This is a genomic window from Sphingopyxis macrogoltabida (assembly GCF_001307295.1).
Taxonomy (GTDB): Bacteria; Pseudomonadota; Alphaproteobacteria; order Sphingomonadales; family Sphingomonadaceae; genus Sphingopyxis; species Sphingopyxis macrogoltabida_B.
Genome location: NZ_CP012700.1, coordinates 2,284,224 through 2,301,760, shown reverse-complemented (window position 1 = coordinate 2,301,760; position 17,537 = coordinate 2,284,224). Strand labels below are relative to the sequence as shown.

The 17,537-nt window shown below is 66.0% G+C and carries 14 protein-coding genes; 7 read left to right on the top strand and 7 right to left on the bottom strand.

Annotated elements, in window-relative coordinates:
- Positions 1-4: 4 nt before the first annotated feature.
- The 6 genes from AN936_RS10865 to AN936_RS10845 form a co-directional block, all read right to left on the bottom strand.
- Positions 5-610 carry a DUF3800 domain-containing protein gene (locus tag AN936_RS10865; RefSeq protein ID WP_054588172.1) on the bottom strand — a complete coding sequence of 202 codons (606 nt, stop codon included), beginning with the start codon at positions 608-610 and terminating at the stop codon, positions 5-7.
- 5 nt (positions 611-615) lie between these two features.
- A complete protein-coding gene (locus AN936_RS10860) occupies positions 616-1,107 on the bottom strand; it encodes a DUF11 domain-containing protein (RefSeq protein WP_084758283.1) in 492 nt (163 codons plus the stop codon).
- 37 nt (positions 1,108-1,144) lie between these two features.
- The gene (locus AN936_RS10855; protein WP_054588170.1) at positions 1,145-1,540 is read right to left on the bottom strand and encodes a hypothetical protein; all 396 of its coding nucleotides are present in this window, start codon (positions 1,538-1,540) and stop codon (positions 1,145-1,147) included.
- 59 nt (positions 1,541-1,599) lie between these two features.
- A complete protein-coding gene (ftsH, locus tag AN936_RS10850) occupies positions 1,600-3,543 on the bottom strand; it encodes an ATP-dependent zinc metalloprotease FtsH (RefSeq protein ID WP_054588169.1) in 1,944 nt (647 codons plus the stop codon).
- 230 nt (positions 3,544-3,773) lie between these two features.
- Complete coding sequence (locus AN936_RS25310) at positions 3,774-3,938, bottom strand: hypothetical protein (protein ID WP_201782982.1); 165 nt, start codon at positions 3,936-3,938, stop codon at positions 3,774-3,776.
- The gene (locus AN936_RS10845; protein ID WP_201782981.1) at positions 3,935-4,486 is read right to left on the bottom strand and encodes a winged helix-turn-helix transcriptional regulator; all 552 of its coding nucleotides are present in this window, start codon (positions 4,484-4,486) and stop codon (positions 3,935-3,937) included. Before AN936_RS10845 ends, AN936_RS25310 begins: the two co-directional genes overlap by 4 nt.
- 149 nt (positions 4,487-4,635) lie before the next feature.
- On the opposite strand from AN936_RS10845, the gene AN936_RS10840 reads away from it, so the two are divergent.
- The 7 genes from AN936_RS10840 (at position 4,636) to AN936_RS10810 (ending at position 16,260) form a co-directional block, all read left to right on the top strand.
- Entirely contained in the window at positions 4,636-5,772 is a 1,137-nt protein-coding gene (locus tag AN936_RS10840; protein ID WP_054588168.1) for an acyl-CoA dehydrogenase family protein, read from the top strand.
- 81 nt (positions 5,773-5,853) lie between these two features.
- Positions 5,854-7,317 carry a protein adenylyltransferase SelO gene (locus tag AN936_RS10835; RefSeq protein WP_054588167.1) on the top strand — a complete coding sequence of 488 codons (1,464 nt, stop codon included), beginning with the start codon at positions 5,854-5,856 and terminating at the stop codon, positions 7,315-7,317.
- A gap of 146 nt (positions 7,318-7,463) precedes the next feature.
- Positions 7,464-9,830 carry an autotransporter assembly complex protein TamA gene (locus AN936_RS10830; protein WP_054588166.1) on the top strand — a complete coding sequence of 789 codons (2,367 nt, stop codon included), beginning with the start codon at positions 7,464-7,466 and terminating at the stop codon, positions 9,828-9,830.
- The gene (locus AN936_RS10825; RefSeq protein WP_054588165.1) at positions 9,830-14,059 is read left to right on the top strand and encodes a translocation/assembly module TamB domain-containing protein; all 4,230 of its coding nucleotides are present in this window, start codon (positions 9,830-9,832) and stop codon (positions 14,057-14,059) included. The genes AN936_RS10830 and AN936_RS10825 overlap by 1 nt, the downstream gene beginning before the upstream one ends.
- Positions 14,059-14,256, top strand: a complete 198-nt coding sequence (locus tag AN936_RS10820) for a hypothetical protein (protein ID WP_054588164.1) — start codon at positions 14,059-14,061, stop codon at positions 14,254-14,256. The genes AN936_RS10825 and AN936_RS10820 overlap by 1 nt, the downstream gene beginning before the upstream one ends.
- Before the next feature lie 66 nt (positions 14,257-14,322).
- Positions 14,323-15,438: an acyltransferase family protein gene (locus AN936_RS10815; protein ID WP_084758282.1), complete on the top strand. Its 1,116-nt coding sequence runs from the start codon at positions 14,323-14,325 to the stop codon at positions 15,436-15,438.
- A 249-nt stretch (positions 15,439-15,687) separates the two neighbouring features.
- Positions 15,688-16,260 (top strand): TMEM165/GDT1 family protein, encoded by a 573-nt coding sequence (locus tag AN936_RS10810; protein ID WP_054588162.1) that lies wholly within the window; start codon positions 15,688-15,690, stop codon positions 16,258-16,260.
- A gap of 8 nt (positions 16,261-16,268) precedes the next feature.
- On the opposite strand, the gene galE is transcribed toward AN936_RS10810, so the two are convergent.
- A complete protein-coding gene (gene galE / locus AN936_RS10805; protein ID WP_234715811.1) occupies positions 16,269-17,285 on the bottom strand; it encodes a UDP-glucose 4-epimerase GalE in 1,017 nt (338 codons plus the stop codon).
- Positions 17,286-17,537 lie beyond the last annotated feature (252 nt).

The following is a 17,537-nucleotide window of genomic DNA, read 5'->3' as shown; positions in this document are numbered from 1 at the left end:
CGCGTCAGGGAATGTGCGTCAACTCCGCGATGCGGATGGCTTTCGATGCGAGCAGCGGGTCGATGATGCGCTGGATGCGCGGCGCGCGGGGGGACCCGATCACGGTGTTGAACAGGCTGTTCGCGATGACGTCGGCGATCTGGACGCCGTCGCTGCGGCGGCTGTCGGCGAGCGACGCGCGGCCCCACTGGCCGAGCCCTGCCTGGATTTCTTCGCGGACGTGCGAAAGGATATTGGGGTCGTAGCGGCCGTCGTCGATCACGACATCGGTGCACACGCCGCCGGTTTCGGGAAGCCAGTGCCCGATCGCGCTGTTGAGCAGGGCTGCGTAGAGCGCAAGGTCGCTGGGCAATGTGCCGCCCGGATTCTGCGCCAGCGTTTCGCGCCGTGCCACCGCGACCCATGCGCGGCCGCCGGCGCGGTCGAACAGTTCGAGCAGGTACGCGCGCTCGACGATGCTGATCCGGCTGCCCTTGAGTTCGCCGCGCAGCCCGGTCACGCTGCGGAAACGACTATGGATGTCGGCGGCCGCCTGCGGGGTCAGCATCACCGCCGAAAAGGTCATGACGCCGGTGTTGAGTCCCCCCGATTCGTCGCAATAGATCGTCATGGGCGCTATTTGACCCGCCCGAAGAAAGCGACCGAACGGCTGCCGCCGACGGGAATGGCATCGGGCCATAGCCAACGGACATGGGTCACATCAGCATTGGCAGCGGCGCGCGGCGCGGCGCCCTCGACCGGGACGCTCAGGGCATCCAGCGAGCCGAATGCCTTGGCGCCGTCGACCGAAACGCTGAACGCGGCAGGATCGTTGGCCCCGTCGAAAACGAGCCCCTCGGGGATCGGGTTGACGATATTGACGCCGGACGCGGGCGCCGTGCCGTTGTTGGTAAAGGTCAGCGTGACGCGGATGCGGTCGCCGGGGACGACGACATCTGGTGCGACAAAAGTGTAAAGTTCCGCATGTCTATCGGTGCCTGTTCCCGGCACCACCTTTTGAAGTTCGATTTTCGAGGTCAGCGCGCCGCCGCCCTGTGCTGCGGCCGGCTGGACGGTCGCCAACAACGCCGCCGCCAATGTCATCGCGCCAGAAAGGCCAATCCTCATCGCCCCATCTCCTTCGGTCCGTCCCTTGTCTGGCGCATCAATTGCGGCACGGATAGCGTTTCTTCATCAGCGCGTCGAAGGCCGAATAGACCGAGACCGACCGGCGCTGGCTGGCCGGATAGTTGCGCAGGTGCGCAAGCCATTCGTCGGGCGAGAGGTCGCCCGATTCGGGCGGGCAGCTTGTCGTTCTGAGCCCCGCCTTGCGCTGCGCGTCGATGCGCGCCTTGTAGCGCTTGCCGGCCGCGATGACTTCGCCCTTCAGCCGGTTGCCTTCGGGCGTCGCCAGCGCGAGCGGGCCGAGCCGCGAAACCGCATCGGCGCGGGCGAGGAAAGCGGCGATGTTCATGTCGCCCGGCGCCATGCCGCAAAGCAGGGCGCCGGCGCCGGCCGCGAGCGCGGCGGTTGCGGCGCGTCTGGATATCCCCCTGATCATGCGAGGGAAATCGCGTCCGGCCGCTGAACCTGTGCTGAATCGCCGGTGCGGATCAGAGCCTACGCACCCTGCGGATTGGCGTCGCCGAACGGGCGCGGCTTGCGCTTGATCTGCGGCATGCCGCCGGCATGACCCGATACGGGACCCCCCGACTTGTCGTGATCGTTTTCGCGGCCGATATCCTCGCCCTTGATCGCGCGCTTCGCTTCCTCGCCCGACAGCGTCTCATATTCGAGCAGCGCGCCGGCGAGCAGGTGGAGTTCGTCGATATTGTCGGTGAGCACCTTGCGCGCGACCTTTTCGCCTTCCTCGACGAGGCGGCGGACTTCGGCGTCGATCAGCTTGGCGGTTTCCTCAGACATATTCTGGGCGCGCGATACGCTGTGGCCGAGGAATACCTCGTCCTGATTGTCGCGATAGCGCAGCCAGCCGAGCTTTTCCGACATGCCATATTCCATGACCATAGCGCGGGCCATGTCGGTCGCCTGCTGGATGTCGTTCGACGCGCCGGTGTTAAGCTCGTCCTTGCCGTAGATAAGCTGCTCGGCGATGCGGCCGCCGAAGCAGAGCGCGAGGCGCGCCTTCATCTGCTTCATATTCTGCGAATAGCGGTCGCGCTCGGGCAGGTTCCAAGTGACGCCCAGCGCGCGGCCGCGCGGGATGATCGTCACCTTGTGCAGCGGATCATTATGCTCGACGTGGAGCGAGACGAGCGCGTGGCCGGCCTCGTGATAGGCGGTCGCCTTCTTCTCGTCCTCGGTCATCACCATCGACCGGCGCTCGGCGCCCATCATGACCTTGTCCTTGGCTTCCTCGAATTCGTTTGAGGCAATGAGGCGCTTGCCCTTGCGCGCCGCGAGCAGTGCCGCTTCGTTGCAAAGATTAGCCAGATCGGCGCCCGAGAAGCCGGGGGTGCCGCGCGCGATGCGGCGGAGATCGACGTCGGGTGCGAGCGGCTTTTTGCGCGTGTGCACCTCGAGAATCTTCTGGCGGCCCTCGATGTCGGGGCGCGGCACGACGACCTGGCGGTCGAAACGGCCCGGACGGAGCAGCGCGGGGTCGAGCACGTCGGGGCGGTTCGTCGCCGCGACGATGATGATGCCCTCGTTCGCCTCGAAGCCGTCCATTTCGACGAGCAGCTGGTTCAGCGTCTGCTCGCGCTCGTCGTTGCCGTTGCCGAGGCCCGCGCCGCGATGGCGGCCGACCGCATCGATTTCGTCGATGAAGACGATGCACGGCGCGTTGCGCTTTGCCTGTTCGAACATGTCGCGGACGCGCGATGCGCCGACGCCGACGAACATTTCGACGAAGTCCGAGCCCGAAATAGTGAAGAAGGGGACGCCTGCTTCACCCGCGATCGCGCGGGCGAGCAGCGTCTTGCCGGTACCCGGCGAGCCGACGAGCAGCGCGCCCTTCGGAATCTGGCCGCCCAGCTTCGAGAATTTGGTCGGGTCCTTCAGGAATTCGACGATTTCCTCCAGCTCCTCGCGCGCCTCGTCGATGCCCGCGACATCGTCGAAGGTGACGCGGCCCTGCTTTTCGGTGAGCATCTTGGCGCGCGACTTGCCGAAACCCATCGCGCCCGAGCCGTTGTTCTTCTGGACCTGGCGGAAGACGAAGAAGGCGATGCCGAGGATCAGCAGGAAGGGCAGCGACTGGACGATCAGATACATCCAGAAATTGGGAACCTCGGTCGGCTTGCCGTCATATTTGACGCCATTGTCGTTGAGCATCTTGAGGAGATCGGGATCGCGCACGACATTGGCGGTGAAGCGGTCGCCGTTCGACAACGTGCCGGTGACCTTGTCCTCCGACAGCACGACGTCCTTGACGCTGCCTTCCTCGACCTTCTGGCGGAACTCGGAATAGGCAAGCGGATTGCCCGCGGGCTGCGAAGCGCCGCCGAACATCGAGGCGACGAGGAGCATGGCAAGCAGGATGCCGCTCCAGATCATCACGCTCTTCATCCAGGGGTTGCCCTGCGGTTCCTTGTCGTCCTGCATGCGGAATCTTTCCCAATCGCCGCGCGAGCGCGCGGCCTTACCCGGACAAGATAGGATAATCCGGTTAAATGACAATGAGCCAATGGCGGCTATTTACGCGGTTTTCGCCTCGGGGCAGCGCCGGATTTCACCGGACTTCCCTTTTCATCCCCGTTGCCGGGGAACCTGAGGTCACGGGGCGGGCCGCTAGCAAAAGCGTGGCGTGGCGGCAATCGCAAATGCTGTCGCGGTTACAACACCTCTTCGCCGCGCTGCGCCGGTGCGGTCCTGGCAAAGGGACTGAGACCGAGCCATGCCTCGATGCTCGCGGCGAGGCCGGCGTCGCCGGTGAGCAGAAAGCGCTGCTCCTCGATCGCCGCCGTCACGTCGTCATAGCCCATCCAGATCGCGGTCATCGTGCCAGGTCGGTCGAGGCGTAAAGATCGATATCCCAGCCGGGGTCGACCGAGCAAAGTTCGGTCTCGGCGCCGGGTTCGACGACCAGCCACCAGGAACGGCGATCGGCGGCGAGTTCGGGATAGCGGAACTGGACGACCACCTTGCGGTCGGGCATCGGGTCGAGATCGACGCCGCGGCGCATGTCCCACATCAAGAGCTGGACATCGAGCCGGGTGAGCGACAGGTCGCCGTCGATCCAGCGCTTTCCCCATATGCCGAACGCCTCGACGACGGGAGCCAGCTCTTGTCCGGCGCGGGTCAGCCGATAGTCGAACACCCCCGATTCCCGCGCAACCGGGGCGCGATAGACGATGCCCGCCGCTTCGAGATCCTTCAGCCGCTGCGAGAGGAGGGCCGGCGACATGCGCGGCACGCCGCGGCGCAAGTCATTGAAACGGGTCGATCCTGCCGCGAGTTCGCGGACGAGGACGATGGTCCAGCGCGTGCAGAGTATCTCGGCCGCCATCGCGACGGGGCAGAATTGGCCGTAACTGGCGTTCGCCATGATATGATCCTCCCGGACTATATATACCGCATGAGTCGCGGACGGCGCGAGTTCAGTTTCTGTATCGGGTCGATTCAGTTCCTGAACTATCCGCCGCCACAGCGGATCGACATGAGCATCGCCAGCATCATTGCTCAGGAGATGACCACATGCTTATCGCTACCAAGACGAAGACGATGCAGGATTGGCTTGATATCGCCGACCGGATTGGCGAACAGATCGGCGCCCGCGCGGCCGCCCATGACCGCGAAGGGCGCTTCGTCGCCGAAAATTTCGCATTGCTCCGCGAAGCCGGACTGATCGGCGCGGCGGTGCCCGTCGACCTTGGCGGCGACGGGCTCGACTATCGGACGCTTTGCGCCATCGTGCGCCGGATCGGTACCCGCTGCGGCTCGACCGCGCTCGCCTTCTCGATGCATTGCCACCTCGTCGCAGCGGCCGTGTGGCGCTGGGAGCGCCAGCAGGCGCCGACCGACGGGTTGCTCCGCCGCGTCGCGGCCGAGAATCTCGTCCTCGTGTCGAGCGGCGGGTCCGACTGGCTGCAAAGCGCGGGCACGGCAACAAGGGTCGATGGCGGTTTCCGCATCGATGCGCGCAAGATTTTCTCGAGCGGTTCGCCAGCGGGCGACCTGTTGATGTCGAGCGCGGTCTACGACGACCCTGAGGCCGGCCCGACGGTGCTGCATTTCGCACTGCCTTTCGCGGCCGAGGGGGTCACCGTCCTCGATACTTGGGATGCGATGGGGATGCGCGGGACGGGCTCGCACGATGTCGAGATCAAGGGTGCTTTCCTCGCCGATGCCGCGGTTTCGGGGCGGCGGCCACAGGGCAAATGGCACCCGCTGTTCCACATCATCAGCATGATCGCCTTTCCGCTGATCTATTCGGCCTATGTCGGCGTCGCCGAAGCGGCGCGCGATGCGGCGCTGGCGGTGGCGCGGCGGAAGCCCGCGAATGCGGGACTCATCGCGCTTGCGGGCGAGATGCAGAACAGCTTGTGGACCGCCGAAACCGCGCTCGATGCGATGATCGCAGCAGCGGAAACGGCCGAGCCGGGGCCGGCCACGACGAGCTATGTGATGACCGGGCGGACGGTTGTCGGCCGTGCCGCGACCCGCACCGTCGAACTGGCGATGGAGCTTGCCGGCGGCGGCGCCTTCTACAAAAGTTCGCCGATCGAACGCGCGTTCCGCGATATCCAGGGTGCCCGTTTTCATCCGCTTCAGGAACCGGCGCAGCGTGACCTCAGCGGTCGCCTCGCGTTGGAACTCGATATCGACGGATAGGATTGCGGCGTCGCCTCTGTCCGCGGAGGCGACGCCCGCCTGCGACCTTGCATAAATGGCGTCGAGGCTCGACAAGGCGCCATGAATTTTGCCTTCGACAACAGCTTTCACGACGCGATGGAAGGTTTTTATGCGCCGGCCGAGGCTGCGAAACCTTCCGCTCCCGCGCTGCTGATCTTCAACCACGCGCTCGCGCACAGGCTGGGGCTCGATGTCGCGCGGGAGAGTGACGCCCTGCTCGCCGGGATCTTCTCGGGGCAGGATATTCCCGGCGGCGCCAACCCGCTCGCCTTTGCCTATGCCGGGCACCAGTTCGGTCATTTCTCGTCGCAGCTCGGCGACGGGCGCGCGCTGCTGCTCGGCGAGATCGTGGCGCCGGACGGGGCGCGATTCGATGTCCAGCTCAAGGGATCGGGCCCGACGCCTTTCTCGCGCAACGGCGACGGCAAGGCGGCGATCGGCCCGGTGCTGCGCGAATATCTGGTGTCGGAGGCGATGGCGGCGATGGGCGTGCCGACGACACGTTCGCTCGCGGCCGTCGCGACCGGCGACCGGGTGCAGCGCGAGCGCGCCCACCCCGGCGCGGTGCTGACGCGCATCGCGAGCAGCCATATCCGCGTGGGCACTTTCCAGTTCTTTGCCGCACATTTCGGCGCCGATCATGTCGTCCAGCTTTCGGATTACTGCATCCGCCGCCATTTTCCCGAGCTCGCTGGCGCGCCGAACCCGCATCTGGCGCTACTCGACCGCGTCGTCGGCCTGCAATGCAAGCTGGTCGCGCACTGGCTGGGGCTCGGCTTCATCCACGGCGTGATGAACACCGACAATGTCGCGATCAGCGGTGAGACGATCGACTATGGCCCCTGTGCCTTCATGGACCGCTTTGCACTCGATACGGTGTTCAGTTCGATCGACGCCAACGGCCGCTATGCCTATGGGCGCCAGCCGCAGATCATGCACTGGAACATGGCGCGCTTCGCCGAGGCACTGCTGCCCGCGATCCATGCGGTCGATCCGGAGGATGTCGAACGCGCAAAGGAGTTGGTGACGGCGATCCCCGAGCGGTTCCGCGCCGCGTGGTTCGCGCGGATGCGCCTGAAGCTCGGCCTCGCCAGCGCCGAGGATGCCGACGCCGATCTGATCGACGGGCTGTTCGGCGAACTTGAACGGTTGCACGTCGATTTCACTTCCTTCTTCCGCGCCCTCGCGATGCTGCTGCGCGGCGACGCGGCGATGATGGAAGCGTTGTTGCCCGAGCCCGATGCGATGGCGGGGTGGATCGCGGACTGGTGGGCCGGGCTGGAGCACGAGGCCACGGGACCGGTCGAGCGGGCGGCCGCCATGGATGCGGTCAACCCGCTCTATATCCCGCGCAACCACCTTGTCGAGGCGGCGCTCGTTGCGGCCGAGGGTGGCGACATGGCGCTGTGGACGAAACTGCTCGAGGTCGTGCGCCATCCCTATGTCGCGCGCGCCGGGTGGGAGGCGTTTGCCGAGCCAGCGCCAAAAGATTCTGCGCCTTATACAACCTTTTGCGGAACCTGATCGCGTCCCGCGTCGTTGGGAGAAGGGGCATGGGCCGGGCAGGGGCGGATCGGGCGACATGAGTAGTTTTCGGGACAAGTCCCTTTCAAAATCCGGTTGCGCCGCGGCGCTGCCGAGGCCACAAGTGCGCCATCGGCTGTGGACAGATGCAAATTTCTGAAAAATCTCGTCAATTGCACCCGCGCCGATTTTCGCGCCTGCGCGGTCTGTTGATCATCTCGACCTCGCTTTTTTCGGCCGGCTGGACGGCATCGACTGCGGCACAGAACGTCGAACCGCCAAAGGTCGTCCCGACCCTCGAGGCGCCGGCGACCGGCCCGATCGCGGTGCCGAGCCCGCCGCCGCCCGAGGCCGTGCTGCCCGAAGTCGCGCCGATCATCGAGGATGACGAGTTCGAAAAGGCGATCCCGCCGATCGGCGCCGAAGACGACCCCGAACTCGACCGCCCGCTCGAATCGATCGCCGAGTTCGAGCAGCGCCAGGCGGCCGAGGCCGCGAAGAAGCCGGCCGACGCGGCCGCCACGTCGACCGTCGAGGCGCAGCCGCCCGTCGTCGACGGCGTTCCCTTGCCGGCCCTGGCCGATGGCGACACCGTCGAGCCCATCGGCGACGCGCCGATCACCGACACTGAACTCGCCGCGCCGCTGCCGCCGCTCGAGAATTTCAACGTCGAGCCGGTCGTTTTTGCCGAGGCCGAGGACCCCGACGCCAACCGTGAGGTTGCGTATACGGTACAGGTCAACGGCCTTGCGCCCGCCGATGACAGCACCGACGTCGACCTTGCCGATCTGTTCGGCGACCTGTCGGCGCTCTACGACGGCGATGGCAAGGCCGACAATGCGGCGATGGTTCGTGCCCGGCTGAGCGCCGATGGCGAACTGATGCAGCGCATCCTGTCGTCCGAGGGCTATTATGACGCCACGGTCAATACGCGGATCGATCGCACCGCGCGCGCCGACGGAGAGGGCGGCAATGCGCAGGCGGGCGCAGGAGGCAATCGCGGCAACCGCGGGCCGCTGGTCGCGGTCATCGATGTGGTCCCCGGCAAACGTTACACATTCTCGGACGTCATCATCAAAGCCGCGGCGACGGTGCCGCCGGGACTGATCAAGGATAATTTCCCGATTGCCGTCGGCGAACCGATCGTCGCCGACCGCGTTCAGGGCGCCGAGGCGGCGATCGCGCTCAAGCTCCCCGAGGAAGGTTATCCTTTCGCCAAGGTCGGGCAGCGCGACATATTGCTCGACGGCGCGACCGGCGACGCGGCCTACACGCTGCCGGTCGATATCGGGAAGCGGTCGCGCTTCGGCGGCATCGAGACGACGGGCGACCTCGCCTTCGATGCCGAGCATGTCGAGGTGCTGGCGCGCTTCAAGCGCGGCGATCTCTACGACAGCCGCAAGGTCGACGACCTGCGGCAGGCGCTCGTCGCAACCGGCCTCTTTTCGAGTATCGCCGCCGAACCGCAGCCGACGGGCGAAAGCGCGGGCGACGATACCGAATATGTGACGATGCTGGTAACGCAGGATGCGGGGCCGCCGCGGACACTCGCCGCCAGCGCCGGTTACGGCACGGGCGAGGGGATCCGGATCGAGGGAAGCTGGACCCACCGCAATCTCTTCCCGCCCGAAGGCGCGCTGATCGGCCGCGCCGTGCTGGGAACGCAGGAGCAAGGCATCGGCGCGACCTTCCGCCGCTCGAACGCGGGCAAGCGCGACCGCACCTTCGAACTCGTCGCCGAAGCGACGCGCAGCAATTACAACGCGTTCGAGGCGTTGACCGGCCGGGTCGGTTTCCGCGTCAGCCGCGATTCGACGCCGATCTGGCAAAAGAAGCTGACCTATGCCTATGGCGCCGAACTGATCGCGACGAGCGAGGACGATTATGATTTTGACCTCGGCCGGCGCAATCGCGATTTCTACATGATCCTTGGCCTGACCGGACAGGTCGGCATCGACCGCACCGACAGCCTGCTCGATCCGACCAAGGGCTTCCGCGTCACCACGCTGATCCAGCCCGAAGGCTCGCTCGCCGGCCGCTTCTCGCCCTATGGACGGCTGCGCATCGATGCGAGCGGCTATTATCCGGTGACCGACAGCATTGTGCTCGCCGGGCGCGTCCGGGTCGGCTCGATCCTCGGCGCCGCGCGCGAACGGCTCGCGCCGTCGCGGCGCTTCTATGCCGGCGGCGGCGGGTCGGTGCGCGGCTTCGGTTACCAGCAACTTGGGCCCAAGGATCCGAACAACGATCCGATCGGCGGGCGCAGCGTCAACGAAGCGGCCTTCGAAGCGCGCTATCGCTTTGGCAATTTCGGCATCGTCGGTTTCGTCGACGCGGGGCAGGTCTATCGCGGATCGACGCCGACTTTCTCCGATCTCCGCTTCGGTGCCGGCATCGGCGCGCGCTACTATACCAATTTCGGGCCGATGCGGCTCGACGTCGCGACGCCGATCGGCCGCAAGCCAGGCGAGGCGCTCGTCGCCGTCTATGTCTCGATCGGGCAGGCGTTCTGATGGCCGACGACGACGCGCCCGAAATCGCGACAAGCGACAAGGCGCCGCCGCAATCCTGGCCGCTCCGCATCCTGCGCTGGATCGGGCTTGCGCTGCTCGGCATCGTCCTGCTCTTTGCGCTGTTCCTTGTGGGTCTCAACAGCGACGCCGGACGGCGGTTCGTCGTCACCCAGATCGAGAAATATGAATTCGAAAACGGGATGAAGATCGGCATCGGCCGGCTCGACGGTTCGCTGTTCAGCGCGATGACGATCCGCGATTTCACCCTGTCCGATCCCAAGGGCGTCTTCCTCGCGTCGCCCGAGGTCAAGGTCGACTGGCGGCCGCTGCGCTATCTTGCCAACCATATCGACGTCCGCTCGGCGACCGCGCAGACGATCACGCTGCGCAAACTGCCCGAATTCAAACCCGTGCCCGATACCGGCGAGCCGTTGCTTCCCGACATCGACATCGACGTCGGCAAATTGCGGGTCGACCGCTTTGTCTTCGAGCCCGGCGTGGCGGGCGAGCGGCAGGAAGCGCGCCTGAACGGCAAGATTGCGATCGCCGACCGGCGTGCGCAGGTGACCGCCGACGCCGAGACGATCGGCGCGAAGGCCAAGGGCGATACGCTGAAGCTGCTGCTCGACGCGGTGCCCGAGGCGAACCGGCTTGCAATGACGCTCGACGTCAACGCCCCGCAAGGCGGCGTGCTCGCGGCGATGGGCGGCTTCAAGGAACCGCTGACCGCCAAGCTCGACGGGCGCGGCGACTGGAAGGTGTGGAACGGCAACCTCACCGCCAATCTCGGCGCAGCGCCGCTCGCGCGGCTGGCGCTGACGGCGCGCGACGGCACCTTCGCGATCAAGGGTACGGCGCAGGCATCGCGGCTGCTCACCGGTCCGGCGGCGGAGATATTGGGCACCGAAACCGCGATCGACCTCACCGCGCGGCTCGCCGAGCGCAAGGCTGCGATCGACGGGCGCCTGTCGTCGGATGCGGCGCGGCTCGGGATCAGTGGCGGCATCGACCTCGCGACCAACCGCTACGACGGCCTGCAGCTGGCCGTGAACATCCTGCGCCCCGGTGCGATCGCGCCTGCGGTACGCGCGAACGGCCTGCGCGCGACCGCGAAGCTCGACGGCGCTTTTGCCCTGCCGACGGTCGAATATCAGGCGAACGCCAACAGCCTTGCGGTCAACGATATCGTCGTCGAAACATTGAGCCTTGCGGGCAAGGCGCGGGTCGATGCCGACCAGATCGTCATCCCCGTCGCCGGGCGCGCAGCGCGCATCCGCGGGCTCGATACCGTCGCGGGCGGCACGCTGGTGCAGGTGCGGCTCGACGGCGACCTTGCCTACAGCAACGGCCGGATTCTCAGCGACAATCTGCGGCTGCGTTCGCCGCGTATCGACGCCAAGGCGATCGTCATCGCCGATCTCAACAAGGGCTTCTACACCGGCGCGATCGATGGACGGATCAACGATTACCGGATCGAAAGCGTCGGCATCTTCGACGTAGACACCGACGCCGATCTAAAGACCGCGCCGCGCGGCGGCTTCGAGATCGTCGGACGCGTCCGCGCGCGCTCGACGCGACTGTTCAATTCGGGGGTGCGCGATTTCCTCGGCGGCAATGCTACCGCGTCGAGCGACGTGCGTTACGGCACCGACGGGATCATCCGTTTCTCGGGTCTGCGGTTGACCGCGCCGCGCCTGCGCGTCACCGGCGGGCAGGGGAGCTATTCGCCGAATGGCCAGATCCAGCTCGCGGCGCGCGCCAATTCGACCGACTATGGCCCCGTCGGCGTCCAGCTTGCGGGGACGATCAGCGATCCGCGCGCGGTGGTCACCGCCGAAAGGCCGGGGCTCGGTATCGGGCTCGCCAATCTCGTCGCACGGATCAACGGCGCCCCCAATGGCTACCGCCTCGCGGCGACGGGGGACACCGATTATGGGCCGCTGTCCGCCGACGTCGTGCTGCTCACCGCGGCCGGACCGCTCACGATCGATATCGAGCGCGGCGACTTGTCGGGAATCGGCTTCGACGGCCGGCTCGTCCAGAGCGCCGCAGGGCCCTTCACCGGGCAACTCAATGCGTCGGGGCAGGGGCTCGGCGGGCTTGCCCGCCTGAGCGCCGCGGGCAAATATCAGGCGGCGGCGATCAATGTCCGGGCCAACAATGTCGTGCTGCCGGGGCCGGCACAGCTCGCGGTCGGATCGGCGATCGTCGATGCCGACGTTACGCTCTACGAGCAGCCGCACATCGTCGCCGATATCCAGATCGCCGACACGCGGATTCGCGACTACGATATCGCGGTCGGGCGCGTGAAGATCGACTATCGCGACGGCAGCGGCAAGGCGCAAGCGCTGGTCGAGGGGACGAGCGGTGTCCCCTTCCGGATCGCCGCCAACGCCGACCTGCAACCGAAGCTGTGGCGCGCATCGGTGCAGGGCCGCGCGACCGGCATCAATTTCCGCACCACATCGCCCGCGCGCATCATCCCCGGCGCCGACGGATACGAGCTGCTGCCGACCAACATCAACCTCGGCCGCGGCAGCAACGCGCGCGTCGCGGGGCGCTTCGGCGACGGGATCATGATCCAGAGCCGCCTCGACCGGGTCAATATGGCGATCCTCAACGCCGTCTATCCCGACATGGGGCTCGGCGGACGAGCGACGGGCAGCCTCGATTTCGAACAGACGAATTCGGATGCCTTCCCGCGCGCCGACGCGCGGCTGACCATCGACGATTTCACCCGTACCACCGCGGCCTCGGTCAGCCAGCCGGTCGACGTCAATTTTGTTGGCAAGCTGCTCAGCGACGGCGGCGAGGCGCGTGCCGTGATGCGCAAGCGCGGCAGCGTGATCGGGCGCATGCAGGCCTCGCTACGGCCGCTCGGTCCCGGCGCCGGCAGCTGGATGGAACGGCTGCAGGCCGCGCCGCTCGGCGGCGGCATCCGCTACAACGGCCCCGCCGATACGCTCTATTCCTTCTTCGGCCCCGCCGACCAGCATGTGACGGGGCCGATCGCGGTCGCCGCCGACTTCAGTTGCAGCGTCGTCGATCCGTGCCTGAACGGTGTCGTGCGCGGCAAGGACATGGCTTATGAAAACCAGACCTTTGGCACGCGCCTGACGAACATGGTCGTGAACGGCCGCTTCACCGGCAACCGGCTGGAGATCGAACAACTTACCGCGACCGCCGGCGACGGTAGCATTCAGGCAAAAGGCTATATCAGCCTCGCCTCGGCCGATGGTTATCCGATGAACATCTCGGCGACCCTCGACAACGCCCGCCTGGCGCGGAGCGAGAATATCGCGGCGCGCGCGACGGGGACGCTGACCCTCGAAAAGGTCGCGGGGCAGGCGGCGCTGCTGTCGGGCGACCTCCGGCTTCCCGAAACGCGCTACAAGGTCGTGCTCGAAGGCGCGGCAAAAGTTCCCGTCCTCACCGGCGTGCGGCGCAAGCCACCCACGGGGCGGCGACGGGTCAGCGGCGACGGGCTTGCGGCGGTCGGCGGCAGCCTGTTCGATCTTATCCGGCTCAATGTCCGCCTCCGTGCCCCCGACGAAATCTATGTAAGCGGCATGGGGCTCGAATCCGAATGGCAGGCCGACGTGACGCTGACCGGAACGACGCAGGCGCCGCGTGTCGCCGGCGAGGTCGAACTGGTGCGCGGCACGCTGGGATTTGCCGGACGTTCGTTTGAATTGCAGGAAGGCCGCGTAACCTTCCCGACCGGCGATGCCTTCGATCCGTCGATCCGCCTCGTCGCGAGCGAGACGATCGAGACGGTGACGGTGAACGTCAATGTCTCCGGCCGTGCGATGAACCCGCAGATCACCTTCTCGAGTGTTCCGGGCCTGCCGCAGGACGAGATCGTCTCGCGCATCCTGTTCGGCGATTCGATCACCTCGCTGTCGCCGTTGCAGGCGGTGCAGCTCGCTTCGTCGCTCAACACGCTGCGCGGCGGGGGCGGGGGACTGAGCCCGCTCGGCGCGCTCCAGTCGGCCACCGGGATCGACCGGCTGCGGGTCCTTGGCCCCGACGATGCCGTCGGGCGCGGCACTGCGCTGGCCGCCGGTCAATATATATCCAAGGACATCTATCTCGAGGTGATCACCGACGCGCGCGGCTACACCGCGACGCAGCTCGAAATCAGCCTGTCGAAAGCCCTTTCGATCCTCAGTCAGGCTGGCGGGTCGGGGCAATCGAACCTCAGTATCCGCTATCGAAAGGATTATTGATGCATCGTATCTTGATCCTCGCCCCCTTGCTGCTGCTCGCTGCCTGCGAGCGCGAGCCCGCCTTCGACGATCGCTACGACGCGACCGCAAAGGAAATCGAGGCGCGCGCCAAGGCGATGGACGCCGAAATTACCGCCGCCGAAAAGGCGAACAGGGCCAACGCCGCGGCGGGCGAGGCCGAACCTGCCTACGACTGACGGCACCGCGTGGTCGGCCGCATGGAATGGCTGGTCAGTGGCCGGCTTTTGCACTAGTCGCCCGGCATGACCGATACAGCATTGCCGGCGAAGGGGCTGGAAAGCCGGGCCTCCGCTGCGAAAGCGGCACTCCACCTCAATAATTTCGATATTGCGCGACTGCTTGCCGCGGCGCAGGTCGCGATCCATCATGCGACCACCCATCTCGGCATGCGGCTGCCGTTCCACGAGGTCACGGCGCCGTTTCTGGACAGCTTCCCCGGCGTCCCGGTCTTCTTCGTGATCAGCGGGTTCCTGATCACGCAATCCTACGTCCGGTCGAAGTCGCTGTGGGATTATGGCCGCAATCGCGCTCTCCGCCTGTTTCCCGCGCTATGGCTCTGCTTTCTCGTCAGTATCGTTCTGATCGCCGTCAGCGGATATTTCGCGAGCAATCCGCCGCCGGCGGGAAATTTCGCGCTCTGGGCGGCCGCCCAGCTATCCTTCGTCCAGTTCTACAATCCGGATTTCATGCGCGAATGGGGTGTCGGCGTCGTCAACGGCAGCTTGTGGACCATTCCCATCGAGATGCAATTCTATGTCCTCGCGCCGATCTTCGTCCTGCTCTTCATGCGCGTGCGATGGCTGTTCTATGTGGCGTTCGTCGCGTTCGCGGCCATCAACGCCGCCCTTCCGTTCGCCGATGAATCCAGCCTGCCCGAAGTGGTGATCAAGCTTGTGGAAGTCACCTTCCTGCCGTGGTTCTACATGTTCATTCTCGGTGCCGTGATCAGCCTTCACTGGGACAGGTTGCGGAGCTTGTTCGAAGGCCGCTTCGCGTGGTGGCTGGCGGCCTATGTGCTCGTCGCGCTTGTCGACATGACTTGGGATATCGGGGCGCATGGCAACACGATCGCCTTCCCGTGGGTCGTCATGATCGCTGGGCTTGTCCTGTCCGGCGCCTTTACCGCGCCCTCGCTCGCCGATCGCCTTTTGCGGCGGAACGACATTTCCTACGGTCTCTATATCTATCACATGCCGGTGTTCAATTTCGTGCTGGTGATGTGGCCGGACCGCGGCGCAGCAGCGAATTGGCTCGCCATCGCGGCCGTGGCCGTCTTTGCGCTCATGTCATGGCGGTTCGTCGAAAAGCCTGCCCTCGCGCTGAAACACAGCACGTTGATGCGGCGTCAGGCGGCGTGACCGAAGACGATGCGGCAATGCTTGCCATGGGCCGCCTTCGCGTCTAACCAGCCTGCGTCATCTGGGGAGTAGCCAGCCGTCCATCAGGACGGGCCGCCGCGTCAACATACTCGGTCGAGAGGCCGTGGTGCGGTGGAAGCGGGATTACCGCTTGGGCGAGACTAATGGCATCGCACCTTTCGCCCGGGCCGGGCGGCGGGGAGCGATGACCGTTGGAACTTGCTCGCCGCCTGGCCCCGGAGAAAATTTGTGGACGCTATCCTGACTTCGACCGCGGTCGTCGCGCTCGCCGAGATCGGCGACAAGACGCAGCTGCTCGCGATCCTGCTCGCGACGCGTTTCAACCGGCCGGTCCCGATCATCCTCGGCATCCTTGTCGCGACGCTTGCCAACCATGCGCTCGCGGCATTGCTCGGCGCGCAGGCGGCGGCCTTCCTCGACAGCCCCGTGTTTCGCTATGCGATCGGCCTGTCGTTCGTCGCGATGGCGGCGTGGACGTTGATCCCCGACAAGTTCGAGGACGATGAGGCGCCGAAGCCGCGTTTCGGCGCTTTCCTGACGACGCTGGTCGCCTTTTTCCTCGTCGAGATGGGCGACAAGACGCAGGTCGCGACGATCGCACTCGGCGCGCAATATCACGACGTCCTCGCGGTCACGACCGGCACGACGCTGGGGATGATGATCGCCAACGTCCCGGCGATTTTCCTCGGCCACGAACTGCTGAAGCGCGTCGACCTTGCCAAGGTGCGGATGGTCGCGGCGGCACTGTTCCTCGTAATCGGCCTCTGGGTGCTGGCGCAGACCGCGGGCTTGATCGGCTAGCGCCGAAGTCAGGCGTTGCGCATCGCGGCGGTTCGTTCGAACCGCCAGGTCGATGCGCACATGTCGTCGAGCCCGCGTTTTGCTTCCCAGCCCAGTTCGTCGCGTGCGCGTGCGGGGCTCGCGTAGCAACTGGCAACGTCACCGGGGCGGCGCGGTTCGATGCGGTGGGGGACGGGAACGTCGTTCACTCGTTCGAAGGCCGAAATCATCTCGAGTACCGAATATCCCTGGCCGGTGCCGAGATTCCAGACCGATAACGGGTCGGTCGCGGCGCCGATGCGGCTGAGCGCGGCGACATGGCCGTCGGCGAGGTCGCCGACATGGATATAATCGCGCACGCCCGTGCCGTCGGGCGTCGCATAATCGTTTCCGAACACGGGAAGCTCGGGCAGGCGGCCCGCCGCAACCCGGCTGATATAAGGCATCAGGTTGTTGGGGGTACCGCCCGGATCTTCGCCGATCAGACCGCTGTCGTGCGCGCCGACCGGGTTGAAGTAACGCAGCACCGCAATGCGCCACGCGGGGTCGGCGGCGGCGATGTCGCCCAGCATTTCCTCGATCATCAGCTTCGTGCGTCCATAGGGGTTGGTCGCCGAGGTCGGATGGGCTTCGTCGAGCGGCAGATACTGCGGTTCGCCATAGACCGTCGCGCTGGATGAAAAGACCAGCGTGCGGACGTCGCAATCGCGCATCGCTTCGATCAGCGACAGCGTTCCGCGGACGTTGTTGTCGTAATATCTGACCGGATCGGTCACCGATTCGCCAACTGCCTTCAGCCCGGCGAAATGGATCACGGCGTCGGCGCCGTGGCTTGCGATCGCTTCGCGCACCCCGTCGCGGTCACGGATATCGCCGACGACGAGCGGCACCAGTTTGCCGGTGATCGACTCGATCCGGTCGATCACATCGGCGCGGCTGTTCGAAAGATTGTCGAAACAGACGATCTCGTGCCCGGCCGCCGCCAGCGATACCGCGACGTGGCTGCCGATATATCCTGCGCCGCCTGTCAGTAGAACCTTCATCATTCCCGCCGCGATTGTTGCTGGAGCCCGAGTGGAGACGCTCTAGCCGATAGTGATATGAATGCCACCCCGAGGTTTCGGCCGCCGACCTCGCTTCTTATTCACGCGGCGAGCCGCCGGGGCTTGCCTTTGCGGGCAAAAACGCTATAGCCGCGCCCGATCCGGCACCCGACACCATCTGGCGTTGAGGCACCTTCCGGCGGAAGATTTTCCGGCCTTTTCGGGCAGGAAACATGCTTCGGCACGGCGGGCGGG

Coding starts and splice junctions, on each gene's coding strand:
- AN936_RS10865 (WP_054588172.1), bottom strand. CDS start 610: ATGACGATCTATTGCGACGAATCGGGGGGACTCAACACCGGCGTCATG.
- AN936_RS10860 (WP_084758283.1), bottom strand. CDS start 1,107: ATGAGGATTGGCCTTTCTGGCGCGATGACATTGGCGGCGGCGTTGTTG.
- AN936_RS10855 (WP_054588170.1), bottom strand. CDS start 1,540: ATGATCAGGGGGATATCCAGACGCGCCGCAACCGCCGCGCTCGCGGCC.
- ftsH (WP_054588169.1), bottom strand. CDS start 3,543: ATGCAGGACGACAAGGAACCGCAGGGCAACCCCTGGATGAAGAGCGTG.
- AN936_RS25310 (WP_201782982.1), bottom strand. CDS start 3,938: ATGACCGCGATCTGGATGGGCTATGACGACGTGACGGCGGCGATCGAG.
- AN936_RS10845 (WP_201782981.1), bottom strand. CDS start 4,486: ATGGCGAACGCCAGTTACGGCCAATTCTGCCCCGTCGCGATGGCGGCC.
- AN936_RS10840 (WP_054588168.1), top strand. CDS start 4,636: ATGCTTATCGCTACCAAGACGAAGACGATGCAGGATTGGCTTGATATC.
- AN936_RS10835 (WP_054588167.1), top strand. CDS start 5,854: ATGAATTTTGCCTTCGACAACAGCTTTCACGACGCGATGGAAGGTTTT.
- AN936_RS10830 (WP_054588166.1), top strand. CDS start 7,464: ATGCAAATTTCTGAAAAATCTCGTCAATTGCACCCGCGCCGATTTTCG.
- AN936_RS10825 (WP_054588165.1), top strand. CDS start 9,830: ATGGCCGACGACGACGCGCCCGAAATCGCGACAAGCGACAAGGCGCCG.
- AN936_RS10820 (WP_054588164.1), top strand. CDS start 14,059: ATGCATCGTATCTTGATCCTCGCCCCCTTGCTGCTGCTCGCTGCCTGC.
- AN936_RS10815 (WP_084758282.1), top strand. CDS start 14,323: ATGACCGATACAGCATTGCCGGCGAAGGGGCTGGAAAGCCGGGCCTCC.
- galE (WP_234715811.1), bottom strand. CDS start 17,285: ATGATGAAGGTTCTACTGACAGGCGGCGCAGGATATATCGGCAGCCAC.